At 68.7% G+C, this 24,214-nt stretch carries 16 protein-coding genes; 11 read left to right on the top strand and 5 right to left on the bottom strand.

The features are described from left to right. Positions 1-37 precede the first annotated feature (37 nt). Genes ACFCV3_RS29460 through ACFCV3_RS29445 form a run of 4 tightly spaced genes read left to right on the top strand, consistent with a single transcriptional unit; the run spans position 38 to position 3,541 of the window. A complete protein-coding gene (locus ACFCV3_RS29460) occupies positions 38-859 on the top strand; it encodes a MerR family transcriptional regulator (RefSeq protein WP_376035310.1) in 822 nt (273 codons plus the stop codon). Further along, positions 859-1,725, top strand: a complete 867-nt coding sequence (locus tag ACFCV3_RS29455) for a transglutaminase-like domain-containing protein (RefSeq protein ID WP_376035308.1) — start codon at positions 859-861, stop codon at positions 1,723-1,725. Before ACFCV3_RS29460 ends, ACFCV3_RS29455 begins: the two co-directional genes overlap by 1 nt. Before the next feature lie 45 nt (positions 1,726-1,770). Next, entirely contained in the window at positions 1,771-2,346 is a 576-nt protein-coding gene (locus tag ACFCV3_RS29450; RefSeq protein WP_376035306.1) for a TetR/AcrR family transcriptional regulator, read from the top strand. A 13-nt stretch (positions 2,347-2,359) separates the two neighbouring features. Beyond that, positions 2,360-3,541 carry a Cmx/CmrA family chloramphenicol efflux MFS transporter gene (locus ACFCV3_RS29445; protein WP_376035304.1) on the top strand — a complete coding sequence of 394 codons (1,182 nt, stop codon included), beginning with the start codon at positions 2,360-2,362 and terminating at the stop codon, positions 3,539-3,541. Positions 3,542-3,804: 263 nt separating this feature from the next. On the opposite strand, the gene glgP is transcribed toward ACFCV3_RS29445, so the two are convergent. Next, positions 3,805-6,402 (bottom strand): alpha-glucan family phosphorylase, encoded by a 2,598-nt coding sequence (gene glgP, locus ACFCV3_RS29440; protein ID WP_376035302.1) that lies wholly within the window; start codon positions 6,400-6,402, stop codon positions 3,805-3,807. A gap of 250 nt (positions 6,403-6,652) precedes the next feature. On the opposite strand from glgP, the gene ACFCV3_RS29435 reads away from it, so the two are divergent. Then, complete coding sequence (locus ACFCV3_RS29435; protein ID WP_376035300.1) at positions 6,653-8,641, top strand: maltotransferase domain-containing protein; 1,989 nt, start codon at positions 6,653-6,655, stop codon at positions 8,639-8,641. A 163-nt stretch (positions 8,642-8,804) separates the two neighbouring features. Here ACFCV3_RS29435 and ACFCV3_RS29430 read toward each other — a convergent pair whose 3' ends face one another. Together ACFCV3_RS29430 and ACFCV3_RS29425 are read right to left on the bottom strand one after the other, a co-directional pair. Continuing rightward, positions 8,805-9,392: a dihydrofolate reductase family protein gene (locus tag ACFCV3_RS29430; protein ID WP_376035298.1), complete on the bottom strand. Its 588-nt coding sequence runs from the start codon at positions 9,390-9,392 to the stop codon at positions 8,805-8,807. Between the two features lie 63 nt (positions 9,393-9,455). Beyond that, on the bottom strand, positions 9,456-12,044 hold the full coding sequence (locus ACFCV3_RS29425; RefSeq protein ID WP_376035296.1) for a LuxR C-terminal-related transcriptional regulator: 2,589 nt from the start codon (positions 12,042-12,044) through the stop codon (positions 9,456-9,458). A 66-nt stretch (positions 12,045-12,110) separates the two neighbouring features. On the opposite strand from ACFCV3_RS29425, the gene ACFCV3_RS29420 reads away from it, so the two are divergent. Continuing rightward, positions 12,111-12,569 carry a pyridoxamine 5'-phosphate oxidase family protein gene (locus tag ACFCV3_RS29420; protein ID WP_376035294.1) on the top strand — a complete coding sequence of 153 codons (459 nt, stop codon included), beginning with the start codon at positions 12,111-12,113 and terminating at the stop codon, positions 12,567-12,569. Here ACFCV3_RS29420 and ACFCV3_RS29415 read toward each other — a convergent pair. Beyond that, positions 12,547-13,149 (bottom strand): winged helix-turn-helix domain-containing protein, encoded by a 603-nt coding sequence (locus ACFCV3_RS29415; RefSeq protein WP_376035292.1) that lies wholly within the window; start codon positions 13,147-13,149, stop codon positions 12,547-12,549. The two genes, ACFCV3_RS29420 and ACFCV3_RS29415, sit on opposite strands and share 23 nt — an antisense overlap. A gap of 299 nt (positions 13,150-13,448) precedes the next feature. Between ACFCV3_RS29415 and ACFCV3_RS29410 the strand changes: the two genes are divergently transcribed. Next, positions 13,449-17,855, top strand: a complete 4,407-nt coding sequence (locus ACFCV3_RS29410; protein ID WP_376035290.1) for a S8 family serine peptidase — start codon at positions 13,449-13,451, stop codon at positions 17,853-17,855. Positions 17,856-17,929: 74 nt separating this feature from the next. Here ACFCV3_RS29410 and ACFCV3_RS29405 read toward each other — a convergent pair whose 3' ends face one another. Next, a complete protein-coding gene (locus tag ACFCV3_RS29405) occupies positions 17,930-18,460 on the bottom strand; it encodes a winged helix-turn-helix domain-containing protein (protein WP_376035288.1) in 531 nt (176 codons plus the stop codon). A 267-nt stretch (positions 18,461-18,727) separates the two neighbouring features. On the opposite strand from ACFCV3_RS29405, the gene ACFCV3_RS29400 reads away from it, so the two are divergent. From ACFCV3_RS29400 to ACFCV3_RS29385, 4 genes are all read left to right on the top strand, one after another. Beyond that, entirely contained in the window at positions 18,728-19,804 is a 1,077-nt protein-coding gene (locus tag ACFCV3_RS29400) for an OmpA family protein (RefSeq protein ID WP_376035286.1), read from the top strand. 104 nt (positions 19,805-19,908) lie between these two features. After that, positions 19,909-20,826 (top strand): hypothetical protein, encoded by a 918-nt coding sequence (locus tag ACFCV3_RS29395; protein ID WP_376035284.1) that lies wholly within the window; start codon positions 19,909-19,911, stop codon positions 20,824-20,826. 264 nt (positions 20,827-21,090) lie between these two features. Beyond that, complete coding sequence (gene treS / locus ACFCV3_RS29390; RefSeq protein ID WP_376035720.1) at positions 21,091-22,788, top strand: maltose alpha-D-glucosyltransferase; 1,698 nt, start codon at positions 21,091-21,093, stop codon at positions 22,786-22,788. Further along, a complete protein-coding gene (locus tag ACFCV3_RS29385; protein WP_376035283.1) occupies positions 22,785-24,206 on the top strand; it encodes an aminoglycoside phosphotransferase in 1,422 nt (473 codons plus the stop codon). Before treS ends, ACFCV3_RS29385 begins: the two co-directional genes overlap by 4 nt. The last annotated feature ends 8 nt before the right edge of the window (positions 24,207-24,214 follow it).

Below are 24,214 nucleotides of genomic sequence, written 5' to 3'. Positions count from 1 at the left end.
TTTACCTTTCCCCTGGGGCAGGGGGTTTGATGATCGCGTGTTGACGATCAGTGAGTTCGGGCGGCGGGCAGGGCTTTCACAGAAGGCCTTGCGGCTGTACGACGTGTCCGGGTTGCTGGCGCCCGCCCGGGTGGACCCGGCCAACGGGTACCGCATCTACGACGAGGAGCAGCTGGAACGCGCTCGGCGGATCAGCGTGCTCCGGCAGCTCGACATGCCATTGAGCACGATCGCCGACGTACTGGCCGGGTCCGACGAGGAGGCGCTGATCCGGCTCGACCGATGGTGGGCAGCCGAGGAGGCGACCACGGCCGCACGCCGGGCGACCCTCGACTATCTGCGCGGCCGGCTGAACCGGACCGGCCTGTCCGGGCTCTCTCCGCGGCCGGTGCTGACTCGCGAGGTCCCGGCCACCAAGATCGCCACGATCCGGGCCGAGACGAACCAGCCGATGCTCGTCGGCGTGATCGTCTCGGGGACGGACGAGATCGCGTCGTACCTGCGTGCGGCCGGAGCGACACTCACCGGCGGCTCGTGGGTGATCTACCACGACCCCATCACGCCGGAGGCGGACGGAACCGTCGAGGTCTGCGTCCCGTTCGAGGGTCTCGTCGACCCGGCCGGGCCGATCGCGATCCGCGTCGAGCCGGCCCATCACGAGGCGTACTGCACGATCACGATGGACGAATGCTCGTACCCGCGGATCATGCTCGCCTACGACCTGGTCTTCGACTGGGTGCGCAACCAAGCCCTGGCGGCTGGCGCACCCCGCGAGGTCTACCAGCCCGACTGTCAGCTGCTCCCCCGTGACGCACCCGCCGTCGACATCGCCCAACCCTTTCTTGCGAGGAGACCTTGATGGACTACACGCAGCAGACGCCGTACAGCGATCCGGGTGAGTACGCCCACCTGTTCGACGCCCTGCCGGACGACATCCCCGCCATCGGCGCCGTCGTGCGCAACCTGCTCATCCACTACCGCGGTGGCGGTATCGAGTTCACCGGTGACCGCCTGGCCGAGATCGACCACCGCTGGGTGTCGTCCATCCTCGCCACCGACCAGCGCCGCAACGGTACGGCGCTCGCCGTACCGCGGGAGCCGTTCGACCGTGTTGTCGGCTGCTGCCGCGACTACACCCTGCTGTTCGCCTCCGCCCTTCGCCACAAGGGCATTCCGGTCCGCAGCCGGATCGGCTTCGCGGTCTACTTCGCCGAGGACTTCAACCACGACCACGTCGTCGCGGAGTACTGGAACGGCGACCGCTGGGTCATGCTCGACGCCCAGCTGGACCCCGCCGACCACCATCTCCTCAACACTCTCGACCTGCCATCGGGCCCCTTCGTCTCCGCCGCCGAAGTCTGGCGTGAGGCCCGCGCCGGCCGCATCGATCCCAACCTGTACGGCGCCGTACCGGGTCCCGGCACCGGCCTCGCCCTGAACGGCCTCTGGTTCATCCGCACCTACGTGCATTACCAGCTCGCGCACCTGATGGGCGACGAACTCCTGCTCTGGGAAAGCTGGGGCACCCTGGCGCCGACGTACACCGAGGCCGACGCCGCCGAAACCGACGAGCTGGCCGCGCTGCTCATCGCCGCAGACGCCGGCGACGAAACCGCTACCAAAGAGCTGGCCGAGCGTTACCCCGCGCTCGCGCCCAACGGCCGCACCCTCATCACTTCCCCCTCCGGCCGCCCGCACGCCTGGGTGGATCTGACCAAGCACTGAGACCCGTTTTGGATAGCTCAGTCCAAAACCTGTTATGGTCGGCTCGTGGTCAGGCCGAGGATGTTCGACGAGGATCAGGCGGTCGATGCCGCGATGCGGGTGTTCTGGGCGTCGGGGTACGAAGCGACCTCGACGCAGGAGCTCTGTACGGCGACCGGGCTTGGGCGCAGCAGCATCTACAACACGTTCAGCAGCAAGCGTGCGCTGTTCGATCTCGCGCTGCGGCGGTACATGGAGCAGACGACGTCGGCGCAGCTCGAGCTCATCCGCCGTACCGATCTACCGATCCGGGAACGCGTCCGGCAGATCCTGTGGCGGGCGGTAGAGCCTGAGCCGGGCGATCCGTCCGGCTGCCTGGTCATCAACACCGTGGTCGAGCTCGGGCCGACCGATCCCGAACTCGTCGAGATCCTCGATCGGGACCACGCCGTCAAGCTGACCGCGCTCGCTCTCGAGATCCGGGCCGCGCAAACCGCGGGCGAGGTCGACGCGAGTCGCGATCCGGACGCGCTCGCCGACTACGTGTACGTCGTACTCGGGGGCCTGCGTGTCGCGGCCCGCCGAGGTGCGCCGGCCGGTGCCCAGCAGTCCGTCATCGAGGCCGCGCTCCACGCCTTCTGAGCAAAGGAATCCCATGCCCTTCGCCGTCTATCTGCTCGGCGCTGCCATTTTCGCCCAGGGAACGTCGGAGCTCATGCTCGCCGGCCTCCTCCCCGAAATCTCCACCGACCTGAACGTCTCGATCCCAGCGGCCGGTCTGCTGATCTCCGCCTTCGCCGTCGGCATGCTCGTCGGGGCTCCGATCCTGGCCGTCGTCACCCTGCGCTGGTCCCGGCGCGCGGCGATGCTCGCCTTCCTGGTCGTCTTCGCCCTCACCCACGTCGCCGGCGCACTCACCTCCGACTACGGTTTCCTGCTCGCCACCCGGGTCGCAGGCGCCTTCGTGTACGCCGGATTCTGGGCCGTCGCCTCAGTCACCGCGATCCAACTCGCGGGACCCGAATCCCGGGCTCGTGCGATGAGCGTCCTGGCCGGCGGCCTCACCGTCGCCTCCATCGTCGGCCTACCGGCCGGCACCGCACTCGGCCAGCACCTGGGCTGGCAATCGGCCTTCTGGGCAGTGGCCGCGATGTCCGCCCTCGCCATGGTCGGCGTCATCTTCACCATCCCCGGCGGCCGCTCCGAGACAACCCCGGAACTACGCAGCGAACTACGCGCAATCCGCAACCCGGGTCTCTGGCTCGCCTACGGAACCACCGCCCTGTCGACCGCAGCAATCCTCGCGATCTTCTCCTACCTCGCGCCACTGCTCACCGACTCCACCGGCCTGTCCGCCGCCTGGGTCCCAGCAGTGCTGGCGGTGTACGGCGTCGGCGCCCTGATCGGCATCACCACCGCCGGCCGAACCGCAGACCGCCGCCCCTTCACCACCCTGACCGTCGCGCTCACCGGCCTCATCGCCGCCGCAGTAGCCCTCGCCCTGGGCGCCGGAACCCCGTGGCTCGCCGTACCCGCCATCGTCCTGGTAGGCGCCTTCGGCTTCGCCAACAACCCCGCCGTCAACGGCCGCGTCTTCAGCCTCGCCGGCTCCGCCCCCACCCTCGCCGCCGCCTTCAACGTCTCAGCCTTCAACGTAGGCATCACCGTAGGCCCCTGGCTAGCCGGCCTAACCCTCAACGCCGGCGCCGGCTACCCCTCCGTCGCCTGGGTAGGCGCCCTCTTCGGACTACTTGCCCTAGGCACCGTTGTGGTAGCCACCCGCCTCCGCGCCCCCGAGCTTCAACCCACGCCCGCAACCTGCGCAACCACAACCTGAAACCTCTCCCCCGATGGCGGGGCCGGGGAGCGGGAGCTCGAGATAGGCGAGCCTCTTGGTGTCCGCGGGGAACTGGGCGGCGTAGTGGAACGCGACCGCGGCACCGAAGTCGTGACCGACGGCCCCGGACCGCCAGGCCATCACAATTGCCTCCGGCCTGCGCACCCAGGCGGGAGCCAACCAATCACATCCATTTGTGATGGCCTGCAGGACCGCCCAGGAAGAAGAAACCCCGCCTGGTGAGGCAGGCGGGGTTGGGAGGGTTAGAACTCGGAGCCGGCTGGCAGGTCCGGGGCGCTGGGGTCGTCGGGGTCGGAGGGGCCGGCGGCCAGGCCTAGTTCGGCGGGGCTGGCCAGGGCCTTGTGGTTGGGGACGACTCGGACCGTGTAGCCGAAGGGGCCGGTGCGGTCGAGTTTGAGTTCGCCTTCGTAGCGGTGGCGGTTGCCTTCGTAGGTTTCGGCCAGCGACAGCGTGGCGCGGACGGGATCGGTGATCTCGTCGTTCGCGTCGACGCGGCCGTGCAGGACCTCGACGCAGATGTCGGCCGGCTCGAGGTCGCCGAGGGCGGCGAAGGCGCGGACGCCGACGGTCGTCCCCAGCTGGGGTACGTCGCCGAGGCCCTGGAGCTCCACGTGGTCGACGCGGATGGCCGGCCAGGCGGCGCGGACCTTCTTCTTCCAGGCAGCCAGGTCGCGGGCGCCGTCGTACGTGGCGTTGAGTGCACGCGACGACAAGGCGGCCGGCACGTAGAGCTGCTCGACGTAGTCGCGGACCATCCGGGTCGCGAGCACCTTCGGGCCGAGCTCCTTGATGGTGTGCCGGAGCATCTCGATCCAGCGGCCGGGGACCTCACCGTCGTAGAAGCGCGGTGCGACCTGCTTCTCGATCAGGTCGTAGAGCGCGTGCGCCTCGAGGTCGTCGCGGCGGTCGGTGTCCTCGATCCCCTCGGCCGAAGGAATCGCCCAGCCGAACTCGTCGTCGTACCACTCGTCCCACCACCCGTCGCGGATGGACAGGTTGAGGGCGCCGTTCAGCGCCGCCTTCATACCGGACGTGCCGCAGGCCTCGTAGGGGCGCAGCGGGTTGTTCAGCCAGACGTCGCAGCCCGGGTACATCGGCTGCGCCAGCGCAATGTCGTAGTCCGGCACGAAGACGATACGGTGCCGAACCTCGGGGTCGTCGGCGAAGCGGACCATCTCCTGGATCAGCTTCTTGCCGCCCTCGTCGTGCGGGTGCGACTTGCCGGCGATGACGATCTGGATCGGCCGGGTCGGGTGCAGCAGCATCGCCTTCAGCCGCGCCGGGTCGCGCAGCATCAGCGTCAGCCGCTTGTACGACGGGACGCGCCGCGCGAAGCCCATCGTCAGTACGTCGGGATCGAGGATCTCGTCGACCCAGCCCAGCTCGGCCTCGCTGGCACCGCGGTTGATCCAGGACTGCCGGACCCGCGACCGGGTGTCGTCGATGAAGCGCTGACGCAGGATCCGCTTGGTCTCCCAGATCTGCGCGTCGGTGGTCTTGTCGAGCCCGTCGAAGACGTCCTCGGACTCGGACCGGTCGGTCGCCGCGAGCGTCAGCTGGTTGATCTCGCGCGCCACCCAGGTCGGCGCGTGGACGCCGTTGGTGATCGAGGAGATCGGCACATCGGTGGAGTCGAAGCTCGGCCACAGTCCGGCGAACATGCCCCGGCTGACCAGCCCGTGCAGCTTGGACACGCCGTTCGCCCGCTGCGCCAGGCGCAGACCCATGATCGCCATGTTGAAGACACCCGGGTCACCGCCCTCGAAGTCCTCGGCACCGAGCTGCAGGATCCGGTCGATCGGCACACCCTCACCGAAGGCGTCGGCCGAGAAGTGCTGCTGGATCAGCTCGACCGGGAACCGGTCGATACCGGCCGGGACCGGCGTGTGGGTGGTGAAGACGGTGCCACCGCGGTTGACCTCGAGCGCGGTGTCGAAGTCGAGCCCCTTGTCGGCGGCGAGTTCGCGGATCCGCTCTACACCGAGGAAACCGGCGTGGCCCTCGTTGGTGTGGAACACCTCCGGCGCGGCATGCCCGGTGATCCGGCAGAACTCACGGACCGCACGGACACCGCCGACGCCGAGCAGCAGCTCCTGGAGCAGCCGGTGCTCCGTCGTACCGCCGTACAGCCGGTCGGTGACCTCGCGCTCGGCGGGCTCGTTCTCCTCGATGTCCGAGTCGAGCATCAGCAGCGGCACGCGGCCGACCTGGGCGACCCAGATCTGGGCGCGCAGCTCGCGCTCGTCCGGCAGTGTCAGGGTGACGGTCGCCGGGGCGTCGCCGTCGCGGAGCAGGCTGATCGGCAGCCCGTCCGGGTCGACGAGCGGGTAGCGCTCCTGCTGCCAGCCCTCGCGGTTCAGCGACTGCGCGAAGTAACCGTGCCGGTACAGCAGGCCGACACCGATCAGCGGTACGCCGAGGTCGCTGGCCGCCTTCAGGTGGTCACCGGCCAGGATGCCGAGACCGCCGGAGTACTGCGGCAGCACGTGCGTGATGCCGAACTCCGGGGAGAAGTAGGCCACGCCGCTGACCGGGGAGCCGGCCTCCGACTGGAACCACCGGGCGTCGGAGACGTACCCGTTCAGGTCGGAGACGGCCAGCTCGAGCCGGCGCAGGAAGGCAGGGTCACTGGCCAGCTCGTCCAGGCGGGCCGCTGGGACCTCACCGAGCAGCCGGACCGGATCACCGCCGGTGCTGCGCCACAGCTGCGGATCCACGGCCTCGAAGACATCCTGCGTCTCCGGGTGCCAGGCCCAGCGGAGGTTGTTCACCAGGGTGCCGAGACCGGTCAACGGCTCGGGCAGGACAGGGCGGACGGAGAATCGTCGTATCGCTCGCACCGGGACACCGTACCGGCGATCAGCGCTGAGAACACCCTCGGCGTGCATCTTTTTTGCAACGCGAGCAAGACTTTGCAGAGCCCGGCCCCGATGCACTGTCCGGTGACCGGGCGTTCACATTTCAAACAGTGGACCGAACCGTGACCCCCGCTTGCAAGGTGTGGACGGTGGGAACCGATACCGTCAGGGTTGTAGTTCCCCGATCACTCCCGCCGCACCGCTGATACGGAAGCGAAGGTTCTTCTACGCCATGACTGGGCGCATCCCGATCACCGACGTCACCCCGACCGTCGACGCCGGAGCGTATCCGGCCAAGGCCGCCGTCGGCGAGACGTTCACCATCGCGGCCACGGTGTTCCGCGAAGGCCACGACGCGGTGAACGCGAACGTCGTACTGACGTCGCCGACGGGACAGACCAGACGGATGCTGATGGCACCAGGGGCCCCGGGCACCGATCGCTGGAGTGTCGACGTCACCCTGCAGGAGCAGGGCGCGTGGACGTTCGCGGTCGAGGGCTGGAGCGACCCGTACGGCACCTGGCGGCACAACGCCGAGATCAAGATCCCGGCCGGTCTCGACGTCGAGCTGATGTTCGCCGAGGGGGCTGCCTTCTTCGACCGGGCGGCCGCCGGCGTACCGCCCGCCGTACGGGCTGATCGGGCCACGCTCGGCGATGCCGCGCAGGCGTTGTCGAACAGCGCACTGCCGCCGGAGGCACGGCTCGCCGCCGGCATCTCGCCGCAGGTGCGCGCCGCGCTCGGGCGCTACCCGGTGCGCGAGCTGATCACCTCGTCGGAGACCTACCCGGTGTGGGTCGACCGGGTGCGCGCGCTCTACGGCAGCTGGTACGAGTTCTTCCCGCGCTCCGAAGGCGCCGAGTACGACGAGGCCACCGGCGAGTGGAAGTCCGGTACCTTCCGGACCGCGGCCGAGCGGCTCGAGGCCGTGGCGAAGATGGGCTTCGACATCCTCTACGTGCCGCCGATCCACCCGATCGGCAAGGCGTTCCGCAAGGGCCCGAACAACACCCTCGACCCGAAGGAAGGCGACCCGGGGTCGCCGTGGGCGATCGGTTCGGAGGAGGGCGGCCACGACGCCATCCACCCCGAGCTCGGCACCTTCGAGGACTTCGAGTACTTCGTCGGCCGGGCCCGCGAGGTCGGTCTCGAGATCGCCATCGACCTGGCCCTGCAGGCCTCGCCGGACCACCCCTGGGTCAAGGAGCACCCGAAGTGGTTCTCGGTCCGCGCCGACGGCTCGATCGCGTACGCCGAGAACCCGCCGAAGAAGTACCAGGACATCTACCCGATCAACTTCGACAACGACCCCGAAGGCATCTACGCCGAGGTCCTGCGGATCGTGAAGCTGTGGATCGACAAGGGCGTCACGGTGTTCCGGGTCGACAACCCGCACACCAAGCCGGTGAACTTCTGGGAGTACCTGCTCGGCGAGATCCGCAAGACCGACCCGGACGTGGTGTTCCTGTCCGAGGCGTTCACCCGGCGGCCGATGATGCACGAGCTGGCCAAGGTCGGTTTCCACCAGTCCTACACCTACTTCACCTGGCGCAACGAGAAGTGGGAGCTCGAGGAGTACCTGGAGGAGCTGACCAAGGAGAGCGGCCACTTCCTGCGGCCGAACTTCTTCGTCAACACGCCGGACATCCTGACCGCCTACCTCCAGTACGGCGGCCCCGGCGCATTCAAGATCCGCGCCGCGATCGCCGCCACCTCGTCACCGTCCTGGGGTGTCTACGCCGGGTACGAACTGTTCGAGCACGTGGCACTGCGGCCGGGCTCGGAGGAGTACCTCGACACCGAGAAGTTCCAGCTTCGCCCGAGAGACTGGGCCGCTGCGGACGCCGAGGGTCGCACACTCGCGCCGTACCTGACCTTGCTGAACACAGTCCGCCGCCGGCACCCGGCACTCCAGCAGCTGCGCAACCTGTCGCTGCACACGACCGACGACGAGGCGATCATGTGCTTCTCCAAGCGCACGACCGCCCCCGACGGCCACAGCGACACGGTCATCGTGGTCGTCAACACCGACCCGCACGCCGTCCGCGAGACAGTCGTCCACCTCGACATGGCCGCGCTCGGCATGCGCCCGGAGGACACCTTCACCGTGTACGACGAGATTACCGGCGCAACCTGGCGCTGGGGCCAGCAGAACTACGTGAAACTCGACCCGAACGGCGAACCAGCCCACATCCTCGCCGTACGCCGAGGCCAAGCCTGACCCCGCGGCCCGGGTCGGCGCCTCTTCGGAGCGCCCACGGGCTGCCGGGCGTGTCGGCGGAGGTCTGTGATCGAGGGGTCAATCAGCCCGCTGCGGAGACGAATTCAGCGCCCTCCTGGGGATCGTGGCCTCGGCGAGTCACCACTCCACCCGGTGCCCGAGCTCAGCTTGGCTGGCGGACGACTTGGTAGCGGAGGTGGGTTACTCCGCTGCCGGCTTCGACGACACGGTCGCGGTTCAGGATGATCGGGCCGCTGCCGAGTAGGTCGAAGAGGCGGACGCCGCCGCCGAGCAGGACCGGCACCAGGCTCACGTGGAGTTCGTCGAGGAGGCCGACGGCTAGTGCTTGCTGGGCTGCGGTGGCGCCGTGGATGCCGACGGTCTTGTCGCCGGCGACGGCTTTGGCCTGGGCGACTGCGCTCTCGATGCCATCGGTGACGAAGGTGAAGACGGCCGGCGATTCGGTCGGCGGGTTGTGGGTGAGGACGAAGCACGGGGTCTGGCCGGCCGGGCCGCCGTCACCCCAGCCGCCGTCGCCGACGCAGAAGTCGTACGAGCGGCGTCCCATCAGGATCGCGCCGACTCCGGCCGACATCTCCTGGATGACGGCCTGGTCGGCGGCGGTCGCAGTTTCACCCAGCCAGTGGTGCAGTACTTCACCGCCTTCGCCGAGCGGCTGCTGCCGGCTGTCGTGCGGCCCGGTGACGAAACCGTCCAGCGACATCGACATCCCTGACGCGACCTTGCCCATGGCTCCTCCTTCAAAGGGTGTTTCTCTCAGCCTGTCGCTCGGACGCCCTCCAGGGATCCGTGGTCACCACCGAATTGTGCGTTCGAAGGCGGCGTCGATGCGGTCGAAGGCGGCGACTGCTTCGGACATCAATCCCTGGTCTCCGGTGTGGCGGGCCTTTGCTCGGGTGAGGCAGGCGGCGGCCCAGTCGTTCTCGGTTGCGGCGGGTTCGGCGGCCGTGAGGCACTCGGCGGCGTGGGGTAGTCCGGCGACGACTGCCAGTTCGGCTCCGGCCGCGTGGGCGTATGGCAGCCACCACTTCTCCAGGAACGGCGCGAGGGCGGCATCGACCAGTCCGCGGGCGTCGTCGTACCGGCCGGTGTGTATGGCGATCCGGGCGTCGACGAAGGCGGCCGGCGCGGCCAGGGAGAGTGAGTCGGCCGGGTTGTCGACGTGGGCGATGCGCCGGGCGCGGGAACGCCATTCCTCGTACGCCGGTTCGTCGCCGCGCAGGCCGTGGACCATAGCGACGATCGCCGCGGCTGATGACGGCCAGTGGCCGCGTAGTGAGGAGAGCTCGGACTCGGCGCCGGCCGTGGTCGCGTACAGCCAGCCGTCCCACAACACGTCGGCCTGCTCGAGCGCCTCGTCGAACCGCCCGCTCAACCCGTACAACCGGATCAACCGCGGCGCGATGATCGCCGGGTGCGCGTACACCTCGGTGTCCTGGGCGGCGATGTTTGCCGCGGCCGGTAGGTCTCCCGCCGCGATCGCCGAGGTCGAGGCCACGTGAAAGAGGTCGACCAGCTCAGCCGCAACCGCCGGTTCGTGCGGCGATGCGGCGGCGGCCAGCCGTAATCGTTCGTCGGACAGCCGGTGTGCCTGACGTAACTGCCCGGCGTTGGCGAGCGCCGTACCCAAGGCATCCAACGCGCCCAGCACCAACGCCGCATCCCCCGTACGGCGGGCCGCGGCGACCGCGGTCCGCGACAGCTCGAGATCCGGGTCGAGCGGTGTCTCGCCCGAGGCCCAGGCCCGCGCCATCGCCAGTACGGCGACACACCGTGCGTCACCGGGATCCGCCAGAGCCGTCGCCTCGGCCAGCAACCCGACCACCCGCTCCCGCGGAACCTCCTCTCTGAACGACATCGAGAAGCGCGTCGCGGCAATCACCGCCGAAGCGAGTGCCACCGCCCGCGCCGTACCGACGGCCCGATCACTTGCCTCCACCAACAACCCGAACGCGGCCTCGTCGGCGCTGATCAGTGCGATGTCCGCGGCCGAGCACAGATCCTCCGCGGCGCTGTCCGGGTTCAGCTCCGCGGCCCGGATGTAGTGGTTGCGCGCGGCCACCATCTGCCCGTGGACAAAACTCAAGTGGGCAAGGGACTTCGCGAGGCGATAGCTGTCCGGCGTGGTGTAGGTGAGAGCGTGACGCAGGTCGTCCGCGACCGAGGCGAAGTCGGCGGCTGTGTCGGTGGCATTGCCCCCGGCCGTGCCGGCGGTCAGGGTGGCGGCCTTGTCCGCAGCCCAGCGGACGTAGCGTGGGATCAGGTCCTCGCCGCTCAGCTCCAGCTCGCGGGCGGCGACCGCTCGTACCGTCTCCAGCAGTGACCAGCGTCCTCGATACACGATCAGACTGCGGTCGGCGAGCCTGCCGATCAGGTCGGCGACCGCACCGACGGACAGCTCCGGGCTGAGCGCCGCGGCGGCCGACAGGTCGAAGCTTCCGACGAAGATGCCCAGGCGACGAAACAGCAGGCGCTCCTCGTCATCCAGCAGGTCGAGGCTCCAGCTGATCACGTCCTGGAGTGAGTGGTGCCGCTGGTCCGGACCGCGTCCGCCAGAGATCAGCCGCAAGAGGTCATCAAGCGCTGCCTCGATACCGTGCACACCCAGGGATGCGGTGCGGGCCGCCACCAGCTCAATGGCCAGCGGCATACCGTCGAGCGCCGTACACAGGCGCTCAACCGCCGCCAGGTCGGAGACTGCACCGGTAGCGCGCTCCAGAAACAGGCGTGGCCCTTCGGCACCGAGCGATGGCACCTCCACCAACCGCTCCCCCGGTACGGCGAGGCGTTCGCGGCTGGTGACCAGGATCCGCACCTGCGGACACAGCCGAAGGATGCGGGCGACCAGCTCACCCACCTCTCCGACGACGTGCTCGCAGTTGTCCAGCACGAGCAGCACCCGCTCAGACCGCAGCCGCTCGATCACACCATCGGCAGGTGTACTGCGCGGCCGCTCGACAACACCCAGCACCTGAGCGACCGCCTGGCCGACTCCCCCGGCCCGCACCGGGACCAGGTCGACGAAGACCGCGTCCTGATCCGCCGCCGCCTCGACAGCGAGCCGGGTCTTGCCCATCCCACCAGCGCCGGCCAAGGTCACCAGCCGCGCATCGCCTAGCGCCGCGACAACCGCCGTACGCTCCGCTGCCCGTCCGACGAACGACGTCGGGTACACCGGTAAGCCAGACACCGGTTCGGCTGCCAATGCCGCCAGACTGCGCCGATCCGGTACGCCGGCCTTCCGGAGCAGCGACGCGACGTGGCTCTCGACGGTGCGGATGGACAGGTGCAGCCGAGCCGCGATCTGCGCGTTCGACTGGTGCCCGCGAATCGCGGCCAGCACCTCGGCCTCCCGCGCCGAAACCAGCTCCAGCCACTCCACCTCGGCACTCTAATCTCCGTGGTGGCCACGGATGCCCGGAACTCGACACCAGTCGAAGCTGGGCCTATGACGCCTCAGGAGACCGCGCACCGGATCATCGCCGCCAACAAGTACCTGACGCTGGCCACCGCAGACCGCGACGGAAACCCGTGGGCCTCACCCGTCTTTTACACACCCGACGGCGACGACTTCTACTGGGTCTCCCGCCCGGACAGCACGCACTCCCGCAACCTGGCGGAGCGCCCCGAGGCCGCGATCGTCATCTACGACTCCCAGGTACCACTCTTCACAGCAGAAGCCGTCTACCTGACCGCGTACGCCGAACAGGTCGGCGCAGCGGACCTGTCCCGCTGTGCGCAGCTCTACAGCAGCCGACTACCCGAACAAACCGTCTTCGAACCCGAGCAACTGCAGGAGCCAGCACCACTTCGGCTCTACCGCGCGCACGCTGTAGACGCCTCTGTCCTGCTGAACGACGGCGGACCCGACCTCCGGGTGCCGATCAGCCTGCGCGCAGGCTTGTGATGGCGGGGTGCTGGTGGTCGGTCAGGCGGAAGCCGGTGCCTCGGACGGCGTCGATGGTGACCGTCGTACCGAGGTCGTCGAGTTTGCGGCGCAGGCGTTTCACCACCGAGTGGACGTCGGCGGTGCCGCGGAGCCCGCGGGTCCCCCAGACGGCCTGGTGGAGTGCGTCGTAGGTCCAGACCCGGACCGGTGCGGACATCAGCCGGGCGAGCAGGTCGTGCTCGAGCTCGGTGAGCTGGACCTCGCGGCCGCGCCACCGGGCGACCGAGCGGGCCCGGTCGATGGTGAGTACGTCGGCGTCCGGCGAACCGTCCTGCCGCGCGGTCGAGGTGGCGTCGGCGGACTCGGGTTCGGGGGGCTCGGGCCGGCCGGCCGGCGGTGGTTGCCGGCCGGGAACCAGGAGCTTGCGCAGTTCGTCGAGACTGGAGACGAGGAGCAGCGGCGCGACGTCGTCGATGAGCTCGGCGAGGCGGACACGCTGTTCGGGCGAGGCTGCTACTGCGATGAGCAGCGGGAACGGTTGGGCGTCGGTCCTGGTCAGATCGACGTCCGCTGGGGCGGGGACACGGGCGGTGACCATCCCGTCACGATGTCAACCTTTGCCTCAGATCGTCAACGGATTGCCAATCTTTGACCAGGTTGCCCAGGTTGCCCAGATTCCAGGCGACCGTTAGTCACATCTTGCTCACCAACTGTGCTTGTGACCCGGTTCAGCTGACACATAGTGTCCTCGGCAGGCTCGTCGTGTCACACGCGGCGACCTGGGGGGCACGCTGCGTTCGTCCATCGATTCACCGCCAGGCCGGACGCCTGCGCCCTCTGCGCACCACATGACTCGGGGGAGTCAACTCGGGGTCGTCAAGTGAGGGGCTGCGAAGAATGTCAGACAGCAGACGTAGGGGGCTCGCCAGAACACTGGTCGGCGCCCTGGCGACGGTGGCCGTCGTCGCGACCGGGTTGGGCGCCACCGGCGCCGCCCTGGCCGCACCGCCCACCAAGCCGGCCGGGACCGACCCGGCCGCCAAGATCAAGCCGGACCTGATGGCCAAGCTCAGCGGCAAGGACGCCAAGGCCGCGAACGACTACTGGGTCTACTTCGGCCAGAAGGCGGATCTCACCTCCGCCAGTAAGATCACCGACTGGACCGAGCGCGGGACCGCGGTGGCCGAGAAGCTGCGCGCGACCGCTGCCACGACCCAGAAGAGCGTGAAGGCCGAGCTGGACGCGCAGGGCGTCAAGTACAAGTCGTTCTGGGCCACGAACGCGATCCGGATCAACGGTGGATCGTTCGACCTGGCCAAGAAGCTGGCCGCGCACAGCGAGGTCGCCGGGCTCTACAGCCCGATGCAGGTCGAGGTCCCGAAGATCACCGAGGGCACCGCCGAGCACGAGATCAACGCGGTCGAGTGGGGCGTCGCCAACATCAAGGCGAACCAGGTCTGGAGCCAGTACGGCGACAAGGGCGCCGGCATCACGATCGCCAACATCGACACCGGTGTGCAGTACGACCACCCGGCGCTGGTGAAGCAGTACCGCGGAAACCTCGGCAACGGGTCGTTCGACCACAACTACAACTGGTTCGACGCGGCCGGTACGTCGCCGAACCAGCCCGCCGACGCCAACGGTCACGGCACCCACACGATGGGCACGATGGCCGGTGACGACGGCGCCGGGAACCAGATCGGCGTCGCGCCCGAGGTCAAGTGGATCGCCGCCAACGGCTGCTGCCCGAGCGATGCGGCACTGATCGAGTCCGGTCAGTGGATGCTGCAGCCGACCAACCTGGCCGGGCAGAGCCCCGACGCCAGCAAGCGGCCGAACATCATCAACAACTCGTGGGGCTCGCAGGTCCCGTCGAACGACCCGTTCATGGAGGACGTCACCCTGGCCTGGGCGGCATCCGGCATCTTCGGCGCGTTCGCCAACGGCAACAGCGGCTCGGCCTGTAACACCTCCGGTTCGCCGGGCAGCTCGACGAGCAACTACTCGTCCGGTGCCTACGACATCAACAACAACATCGCCTCGTTCTCCGGCCGCGGTGCCGGCCAGAACGGCACGATCAAGCCGAACATCTCGGCCCCCGGCGTGAACGTCCGCTCCAGCCTCCCCGGCAACGCGTACGGCGCCTTCAACGGTACGTCGATGGCCACTCCGCACCTCGCGGCCGCGGTCGCGCTGCTGTGGTCGGCCTCGCCGACGCTGAAGGGTGACGTGGCCGCTACCCGCGCGCTGCTGAACACGACGGCGATCGACACGGCCAGCACCCAGTGCGGTGGCACCACCGAGAACAACAACGTCTTCGGTCAGGGCCGCCTCGACGCACTCGCGCTGCTGAACGCCGCTCCGGTCGGCGACACCGGCACCCTGGCCGGCAAGGTCACCGCCGCCACCGGTGGTGCTCCGCTCGCCGGCGCCAGTGTCACGGTCAAGGCGGCCGGCCAGGCCGACAAGGTCCTGACCACCAGCAGCACCGGCACCTACTCGAGCGTGCTGCCGGCCGGGACGTACGACCTGACCGTCGCATCGTTCGGCTACAAGTCGCAGACCGCGACAGCGGTCGTCACCACCGGCCAGACCACCACGAAGGACTTCGCGCTCGCGAGCTCCCCGCAGGTCAGCATCGGCGGCACCATCTCCGACGGCTCCGGCCACGGCTGGCCGCTGTACGCGAAGGTCAGCGTCGAAGGCCCGGGCGGCGTGTTCGACTACACCACCCCGAGCAACGGCCGGTTCAGCTTCAAGGTTCCGGGCGGCGCGGCGTACAACCTGAAGATCGAGTCCCAGATCCCGGGCTACGAGACCACCACCGTTCCGGTCACCGTCGGCACCACCAACCTGACCAAGAACGTGGCCGTCAAGGTCCGGCAGGACTCCTGCCTGACCGCACCGGGCTACAAGAACGGCTCGGACGGCGTGTACGAGACGTTCGACGCCACCGCGGCGCCGAGCGGCTGGACCGTCCAGGACGGCAAGGGCAACGGCCAGGTCTGGAAGTTCGACGACCCGGGCAAGCGCGGCAACCTGTCCGGCGGTACCGGCTCGTTCGCGATCATCGACAGCGACAAGTACGGTTCCGGCGGCGCGCAGGACACCTCGCTGGTCAGCCCGGTCGTGGACCTGTCCGCGGTCACCGCTCCGGTGATCCGGTTCAACCAGGACCTCAACTGGCTCGGTGGTGAGAAGGCTGACGTCGACCTGTCCATCGACGGCGGTACCACCTGGACCAACGTGCTGCGGCAGGCCAGCGACGTCCGTGGCTCCAAGCAGATCGACATCCCGGCCGCGGCCGGCCAGTCCGCCGTACAGGTCCGTTTCCGCTACTACGACGCCTCGTACGAGTGGTGGTGGCAGGTCGACAACGTCCTGATCGGCAGCCAGGTCATCTGTGAGCCGATCGGCGGCGGTCTGGTCGTCGGCAACGTCAAGGACGCGAACACCGGCGGTGCCGTCAACGGCGCGGTCGTCACCCGTGACGGCTCCACCGAGTCCGGTACGTCGGTCGCCACGCCGGAGGACACCGGTCTGGCCGACGGCTTCTACTGGCTGTACTCCTCGGCCGACGGCGACCAGGGCTTCACCGCCAAGGCCGGCAACTACGTCAGCGCGCAGTCGACCGTCGCGGTCGAGGCGGACTGGGTGACCAGTGCCGACTTCACGTTGGCCGCCGGTCAGCTGAGCGTCACCCCGGGCAACATCGGTGCGACCTTGCCGCTCGGTGGCAAGACCAGCAAGACCGTCACGGTCACCAACACCGGCGGTGCGCCGGTCAAGGTGAAGTTCGGTGAGAAGGACGGCGGGTTCGTCCTGGAGAACGCCAACGGTTCCAAGACCACCAAGGCGCAGGTGCTGAGCAGCAAGGGCGCCCCGCTGCAGCGGATCCAGGTGCCGACGTCGTTCGCCCAGCAGCTGTCCGGCAAGCCGATCGACGCTCCGGAGAGCAACGCTCCGGGTGCGGCGCCGTGGACCGGGATCGCCAACTACCCGGGTGTCGTCATGGACAACCGCGTCGTGACTGTCGACGGTACGGTCTACTCGGTTGCCGGTGGCAACGGGTCGGCCTCGACCGGGAACAGCTACAAGTACGACGCGGCCGCCAAGGCCTGGACTGCGATCGCCCCGCTGCCGGGTGCTCGTAACGCCGTCACCCTCGGCGCGGTCAACGGCAAGATCATCGCCAGCTCCGGCTGGGGTGCGGCCGGTCCGGACGCGGCGACCTGGTCCTACGACCCGGCCGCCAACGCCTGGAGCGCAGTGGCCGCCAACCCGGCTCCGCGCGCCGCGGCCGGTCAGGCTGTCGCCAGCGGCAAGCTGTACGCCGTCGGTGGCTGCACCACCGCGAACTGCCTGCCGATGAGCAACACGGTGGTCAGCTACGACGCGGCGAGCAACACCTGGGCCACGCTGGCCAACTACCCGAAGTCGGTCGCGTTCGCCTCCTGTGGCTCGATCGACGGCAAGGTGTACTGCGCCGGCGGTAACGACGGCACCAACTCGCTGAAGGACGCGTACGTCTACGACCCGGGTGCCAACACCTGGACGGCGATCGCCGCCGCTCCGGCCGACCACTGGGCCGGCGCGTACGCCGTCGCCGGTGGCAAGCTGCTCGTGGTCGGTGGGGTCCAGGCGGGCGCCGTCACCAACGCCGGCATGGCCTACGACCCGGCCAGCGACACCTGGGCCGCTCTGCCGAACGCCAACCAGGCCCGGTACCGCGGTGGTGCGGCCTGTGGCTTCTACAAGGTCGGTGGCTCGTCAGGTGCCTTCAACGCCACTGCGGACTCGGAGAACCTGCCGGGTCTGGAGGACTGCTCGGAGTCCGCGGCCGACGTGAGCTGGCTGGCGCTGGACAAGACCGAGGCCGAGCTGGCCCCGGGCGAGTCCACGACGGTCAAGGTCACGCTCACCGCGAACGTCGACCAGCCGGGTACCTACACCGGTGCGGTCACGGTCGGCGAGGACACGCCGTACACGGTCAACCCGGTCGACATCAAGCTGACCGTCACGCCGCCGAGCACCTGGGCCAAGATCCAGGGCACGGTGACCGGTGTCAGCAAGACCGGTACCCGGGCCGCACTGCCCGGTGCGACCGTCCAGGTGGACTCGTGGGCCCAGTCCTACACGTTCATCACCGACAAGGACGGTAACTACGCGTACTGGCTGGACATCCGCAACAACCCCCTCACCCTGATCGCGGCCAAGGACGGTTACAAGCCGCAGACTCGCAGTACCGAGCTGCTGTCCGGCGAGCCGATCACTGAGGACTTCGCACTGATCGCCACCAAGTAACACCCACAACTTCACAGCTACACAGCCAGGCCCCGGACCGCAGTGGTCCGGGGCCTGGCCCTTTGCCGGAGCTGTTATGTAGTAGGCAGCAGGTGGAAGCCGACGCCGCGGACCGCGTGGATGGTCACCGTGGCCTCCAGGTTGGCCAGCTTCTGGCGCAGCCGCTTCACCACGGAGTGGATGTGCGAGCCGTGCCCCAGGTGCTCGTTGCCCCAGACCGCGTGGTGCAGCCGCTGGTACGTCCAGACCTGACCGGGCTCCTCGACCAGACAGTGCAGGAAGTCGTGCTCCAGCCGGGTCAGTGGCACCTCACGGTCCTCCCAGCGGACCACACGGCGTTCCACGTCGAGCTGCAACTCGGGCTCCGTGCGTACCGGCTGTACGTCGAGCACCGGTACGACGGACGGTGTCACCACGACCGGTGTGGCCGGTGGCCGCGCCTCGGTGAGCTCCAGGAATGCCCGTGCCTGTTCGGCACTGGACACCAGCAGTAACGCGTCGGCGTCACCGAGCAGACGGGCCAGCTGCACCCGCTCGGCCGTCGACGTGGCGACGCCGATGATCAGCGACGAATCCGCCTGTTTTTGACTGGCCAGCCTCTCCATCCGAGCCCCTCCCTCTCACACCGGACGGTGGTAACGCACGCACAAGTACGGTTTACGACCAGAACTAAGTCAAGGGATTCCCTGCGCAACGGGCTGGCACAAATGCGACCTGTCCGAGACAGGACAGTTCTGACCGGATCTGGTCGGCCGACACGCTGTACCGATTTGCCTGACCGGCGTGCGTCCTGTGTGCGCGGCGGAGTAGTCTCCTCGCGCACGGTCACTTCGGCCCGCACCCGTCGGAGGACCGCTTCTGACGGAGGAACAGTGCCCGGACTCGTTCGCCGGCCGCTCGTCGGCTGGCTGCTCGCGGCCCTCGCCGTACCTGTGTTACTGACTGCTGTGCTCATTCCGGTCAAAGCCGGCTCGATCGAGGACGAGCTCCGCGCGCAGGCCACGACCGCGCTCACCGAGCGTGGCATCAACGGCGTGACCGTCGTGATGGACGGCCGCGATGCGCGCATACTCTTGTCGACCGACGCCGACACCACGCAGATCGAGGAGATCGTCGGTGGTGTCGAGGGTATCCGCACCGTGTCGTTCGGAACCGGGCGGAACGAGCCGCAGCCGACCCAGGGTCCCGAGCAGCAGGCGGCCGGGTTCGAGATCGGCCGGACCGACAGCGCGATCCGCGTGCAGGCGACGGTCCGCAGCGAGCTGGCCAAGGACTCGATCAAGACCGAGGTCGAGAAGGTTCTCGGGCCCGATCGTGAGTACGACCAGCGCGTGAACGTCGACGCCGCGAACGGGATCGAGGACGTCGGCACCCTGTCCGCGTTGCTGCATGCGCTGGCGATTGGTACCGGGGATGCCTCGGTCCGGTACGACGGGACCACGGTCACGCTGAGTGGAGCGGTACCGGATCAGGCCACGAAGGCGATGGTCGCGCGGGCCGCGGCGCAGGCCGTGCCGGGTGCTGTGATCGCCGACGAGTTGCAGGTGCCGGTGTCGAAGCCGGTCGTGAGTGAGGCGTGCCGGACGTTCAAGAGCCGGCTGTCGGAGTTCAGCCGGCACAACCGGATCAACTTCCTGTCCGGGACCGCGATCGTCAACGACGCCTCGAAGCAGTCAGTCGTCCGGGCCGCGGGACTGCTCAAGACCTGCGCCACCGCGCGGGTCGAGGTCGCCGGTCACACCGACAACCTCGGCTCCCCCGCCACCAGCTTCCCGCTGTCCGAACAACGCGCCGCCGCGGTCAAGGCCGAGCTCGTCCGCCTCGGCATCCCCGCGAACCGCATCCTCGCCGCCGGCTACGGCCAGGCCTTCCCGATCGCCCCCAACACCACCGCCACCGGCCGGATCGCCAACCGCCGCGCCGAGCTCCGAGCACTCCAGGAGAACTGAATGTTCCGGCTCACCCTCGACACCTGGCTCATCCTCCTGGTCGCGTTCCTCCTGGGCAGCGCGGTCGCCTGGTTCATCTACCACACCACCAAGGGGGCCCGCCGATGAGCTGGCTGTTCCGCCACAACTGGGCCTGGTCCCTGGCCGCCTTCCTCCTGGGCGCCCTCATCACCTGGCTCCTCCTGGACCGCCGCACCCCCGCCCCAGCAGAAGCCCCCGCCGAAGAGCCCGCCAAAGAAGAAGCCCTAGTAGGCGCAGCCTCCACCCCGGCCCCTGCCCCCGCCACCCGCACCAACCCCGCCCGCCCCGAGCCGGCACGCTCCGAGCCCGTCGAGCCCAAGCCCGCAAAAGCGGAGCCCAAGTCGGCACAACCCCAGCCAGAGCAGGCAAAGGCCGCCCCGATCACCCCAGCGGAGCCCACTCCCCCAACCCCCGAGCCCGAGCAGGCTCCAGCCGCGCCGGCCACGAAGTCCGCCGTACCGGACCCCAAGCCCCAACCGGAGCAGGCAAAGGCCGCCCCGATCACCCCGGTGGAGCCCGCCCCCCAACCCGCCGTCGTCCCGACGCCGGAACATGCCGCTGCGGAGCCCGAGCCGATCGCGGCTGCAGCCCCGGCATCGGAGCCCGGCGAGCCCACTCCCCCGACCCCCGAGCCCGAGCAGGTTGCACCGGAGCCGGCCGAGGCCGTCGTCGACGCTCCCCCAGCACGCGAGGACGGCGTACCGAGTGACGGGGAGTTCTCGCGGTTGATGGGTAGTGGGGATTCGTCGGCGCCGACGTTGTTCGACGACGAGGTGCCGGTCGGGCGGTTCGGTCCGGGCTCGGCGGACGCCGTACCGCATCAGGGACCGCCGGACGGTTTCACCATCAAGGGCAACGCGCAGTCGATGCTCTTCCACACCCCAGATTCCCCGTACTACGGCCGCACCAAGGCCGAGGTCTGGTTCCGCACCGAGGCCGACGCCGAACGCTCCGGCTTCACCAAGTACGTCCGCAAACCCCGCAAGTCGACCCAGCCCTGACGTAGACCAGTCGGGCAGAGGTTTTACTCTGCGAGAAGTTGTGCGGGTCTATTTGCTTGTACTGGCAAAGGGCCGTCAGACTATGCGGAACGCACTCGCGGACCGTCACTCGCGCGGCGTCACCACATCACCGGGCTCTGCCGGTTCCTGCGTTTGCCTTCCTTGTTCGACCCGGCCTTTTGAGTCCGCCGAATCGGGGTACGGGACGATTCGGGCGCGGGCGAGTCCCCCACAACACTCCCGATGGAGGTGAGCGTGACCGACATGCTGCCGGAGCAGCACCACGGATTGACGAAGAAGGATCCGCTGTGGTTCAAGCGGGCCGTCTTCTACGAAGTCCTGGTGCGGTCGTTCAAGGATTCGAACGCCGACGGCATCGGCGACCTGCAGGGCCTGACCGAGAAGCTGGACTATCTCGAGTGGCTCGGCGTGGACTGCCTTTGGCTGCCGCCGTTCTATCCGTCACCGCTGCGCGACGGCGGTTACGACATCTCCGACTACACCGGCGTGATGCCGGAGGTCGGCACGATCCAGGACTTCGCCGCGTTCATGGAAGCCGCGCACTCGCGCGGGATGCGCGTGATCGTCGACTTCGTGATGAACCACACCTCGGACGCGCACCCCTGGTTCCAGGAGTCGCGCAACAACCCCGACGGCCCGTACGGCGACTTCTACGTCTGGTCCGACACCGACGAGCCGTACGGCGACGCCCGGATCATCTTCGTGGACAGCGAGCAGTCGAACTGGACCTGGGACCCGGTCCGCGGCCAGTACTTCTGGCACCGGTTCTACTCCAGCCAGCCGGACCTGAACTTCGAGAACCCGGCCGTCGGCGACGCGATGATCGAGGCGCTGAAGTTCTGGCTGGACCTCGGCATCGACGGTTTCCGGCTGGACGCGGTGCCGTACCTGTTCGAGGAGGACGGCACCAACTGCGAGAACCTGCCGCGCACCCACGAGTTCCTGAAGCGGGTCCGCAAAGAGGTCGACGCGAACTACGAGGACCGCATCCTGCTCTGCGAGGCGAACCAGTGGCCGGCCGACGTGGTCGACTACTTCGGCGACCGGGACTCCGGTGGTGACGAGTGCCAGATGGCGTTCCACTTCCCGGTGATGCCGCGCATCTTCATGGGGGTACGGCGCGAGTCCAGGTTCCCGATCTCGGAGATCCTGGCCCAGACCCCGGCCATCCCGGACACCTGCCAGTGGGGCATCTTCCTGCGCAACCACGACGAGCTGACGCTCGAGATGGTCACCGACGAGGACCGCGACTACATGTGGTCCGAATACGCGCAGGACCCGCGGATGAAGGCGAACATCGGTATCCGCCGGCGCCTCGCCCCGCTGCTGGACAACGACACCAACAAGATGGAGTTGTTCACCGCGATGCTGTTGTCGTTGCCGGGATCACCGATCCTGTACTACGGCGACGAGATCGGCATGGGCGACAACATCTGGCTGGGTGACCGCGACGGTGTCCGGACCCCGATGCAGTGGTCGCCGGACCGGAACGCGTCGTTCTCGACCGCGACCCCGGGCAAGCTCAGCCTGCCGGTCATCATGGACCCGGTCTACGGCTACCAGGCGGTGAACGTCGAGGCCGAGATGGAGAACGCCTCGTCGCTGCTGCACTGGACCCGGCGGATGATCCAGACCCGGAAGCAGCACCCCTGCTTCGGGATGGGCACCTTCACCGACCTGGGCGGCTCGAACCCGAGCGTCCTGTCGTACATCCGCGAGTTCGGCGACGACGTCGTCCTGTGTGTGAACAACCTGTCCCGCTTCCCGCAGCCGATCGAGCTGGACCTGCGGCAGTGGGAGGGAGTCGAGCCCGTTGAGCTACTCGGCGGGGTGCACTTCCCAGCGATCGGTGAGTTGCCCTACCTTTTGACGCTCGGCGCGCACGGTTTCTACTGGTTCCGGCTGCCCAAGCCGGCCGACCACGAGGAGAGCATTTCGTGACTTCCCATCTGGACCAGGTCCAGTCCTTCTGTGCGAGCCAGCGCTGGTTCGGGGAGAAGGGACACGACGTCGTCGTCGACGCGATGGCCACCTCGGTGTGGCTGTCCGGCGACGGGGTGTGGCCTGCGGTCCGGATCGGGTTCGTCTACTGTTCGGGGCCGCCCGGATCGGATATCCCGATCCGGGTGTACCAGCTGCCGCTCAGCTACCACCAGGCACCGGCGGAGAATCTCAGCCACGCCCTGATCGGTGACTGGGAGGAGCAGGACCTCGGCGACACCCGGGTGTGGGTGTACGACGCCTTGCACGACAAGGAAGCCACGCCGTACTGGCTGGACGGTCTCACCAACGGCCGGAAGCTGGACGGGCTGGAGTTCCACCCGGTGCACGCACCGGAGAGTACGACGATCGTGCCCGAGGACGCGCAGTCCCTGGTGCTGACCGTCGAGCAGTCGAACACGTCGCTGGTCTTCGGCGACGTGGCGCTGCTGAAGGTGTTCCGCCGGCTCGAGCCCGGGAGTAACCCCGGGGTCGAGATCGAGTCGGCGCTCACCGAGTCCGGGTCCGAGCTGGTCCCGGAGGTGCTCGGATCGGCGCGCGGCAGCTGGCCGCGGGCCGGTGGCGGGACCGACAGCGGTGAGCTGGCGATGATGACGGCCTTCCAGAAGAACGCCACCGACGGCTGGTCGTTCGCGACGTCGTCGGTGCGCGATCTGTACGCCGAGGCCGATCTGCATGCGGCCGAGGTCGGCGGCGACTTCGCCGGGGAGTCGCATCGGCTCGGTGCCAGCACCGCCCAGGTCCATGCCGAGCTGGCGAAGGCGCTCGGCACGGATGTCTGGGAGCAGGACAAGCTGGTCGAGCACGCCGCAGCCATGCAGCGACGACTCGCGGCCGCGGTTGCCGCAGTTCCTGAACTCGCGCCGTACGCCGAAGGCCTGGGCCGTGCATTCGCGAATCTGGCGGCGGCTGAGCAGCCGGTGCTGGTGCAGCGCATCCACGGTGACTTCCACCTCGGTCAGGTGCTGCGCACGATCGACGGCTGGAAGCTGATCGACTTCGAGGGTGAGCCGGCCAAGTCGCTCGTCGAGCGGCGCGCGCTGGACACGCCGGTCAAGGACGTCGCGGGGATGCTGCGGTCGTTCGACTACGCGGCGCGGTCGCTACTGCTGACCGATCACGAAGGTGATCAGCAGATCGCCTACCGGGCGTCGGAGTGGGCCAGCCGCAACCAGCAGGCGTTCTGCGACGGGTACGCGGAGGTTGCGGAGAGCGACCCCCGCCAGCAGTCGGCGTTGCTGGACGCGTTCCTGGCGGACAAGCTGATCTACGAGGTGCTGTACGAGGCCCGCAACCGGCCGACCTGGTTGCGCATTCCACTAGCTGCGGCGGCGCAGCTGGCGGGCGTCGAGCAGTAGAACGTAAA

Origin of the sequence: Kribbella sp. NPDC056345 (assembly GCF_042262745.1) — a bacterium.
Classification (GTDB): Bacteria; Actinomycetota; Actinomycetes; order Propionibacteriales; family Kribbellaceae; genus Kribbella.
The sequence above is the reverse complement of the archived record's forward strand: the minus strand, read 5'-3'. Positions and strand labels throughout refer to the sequence as shown.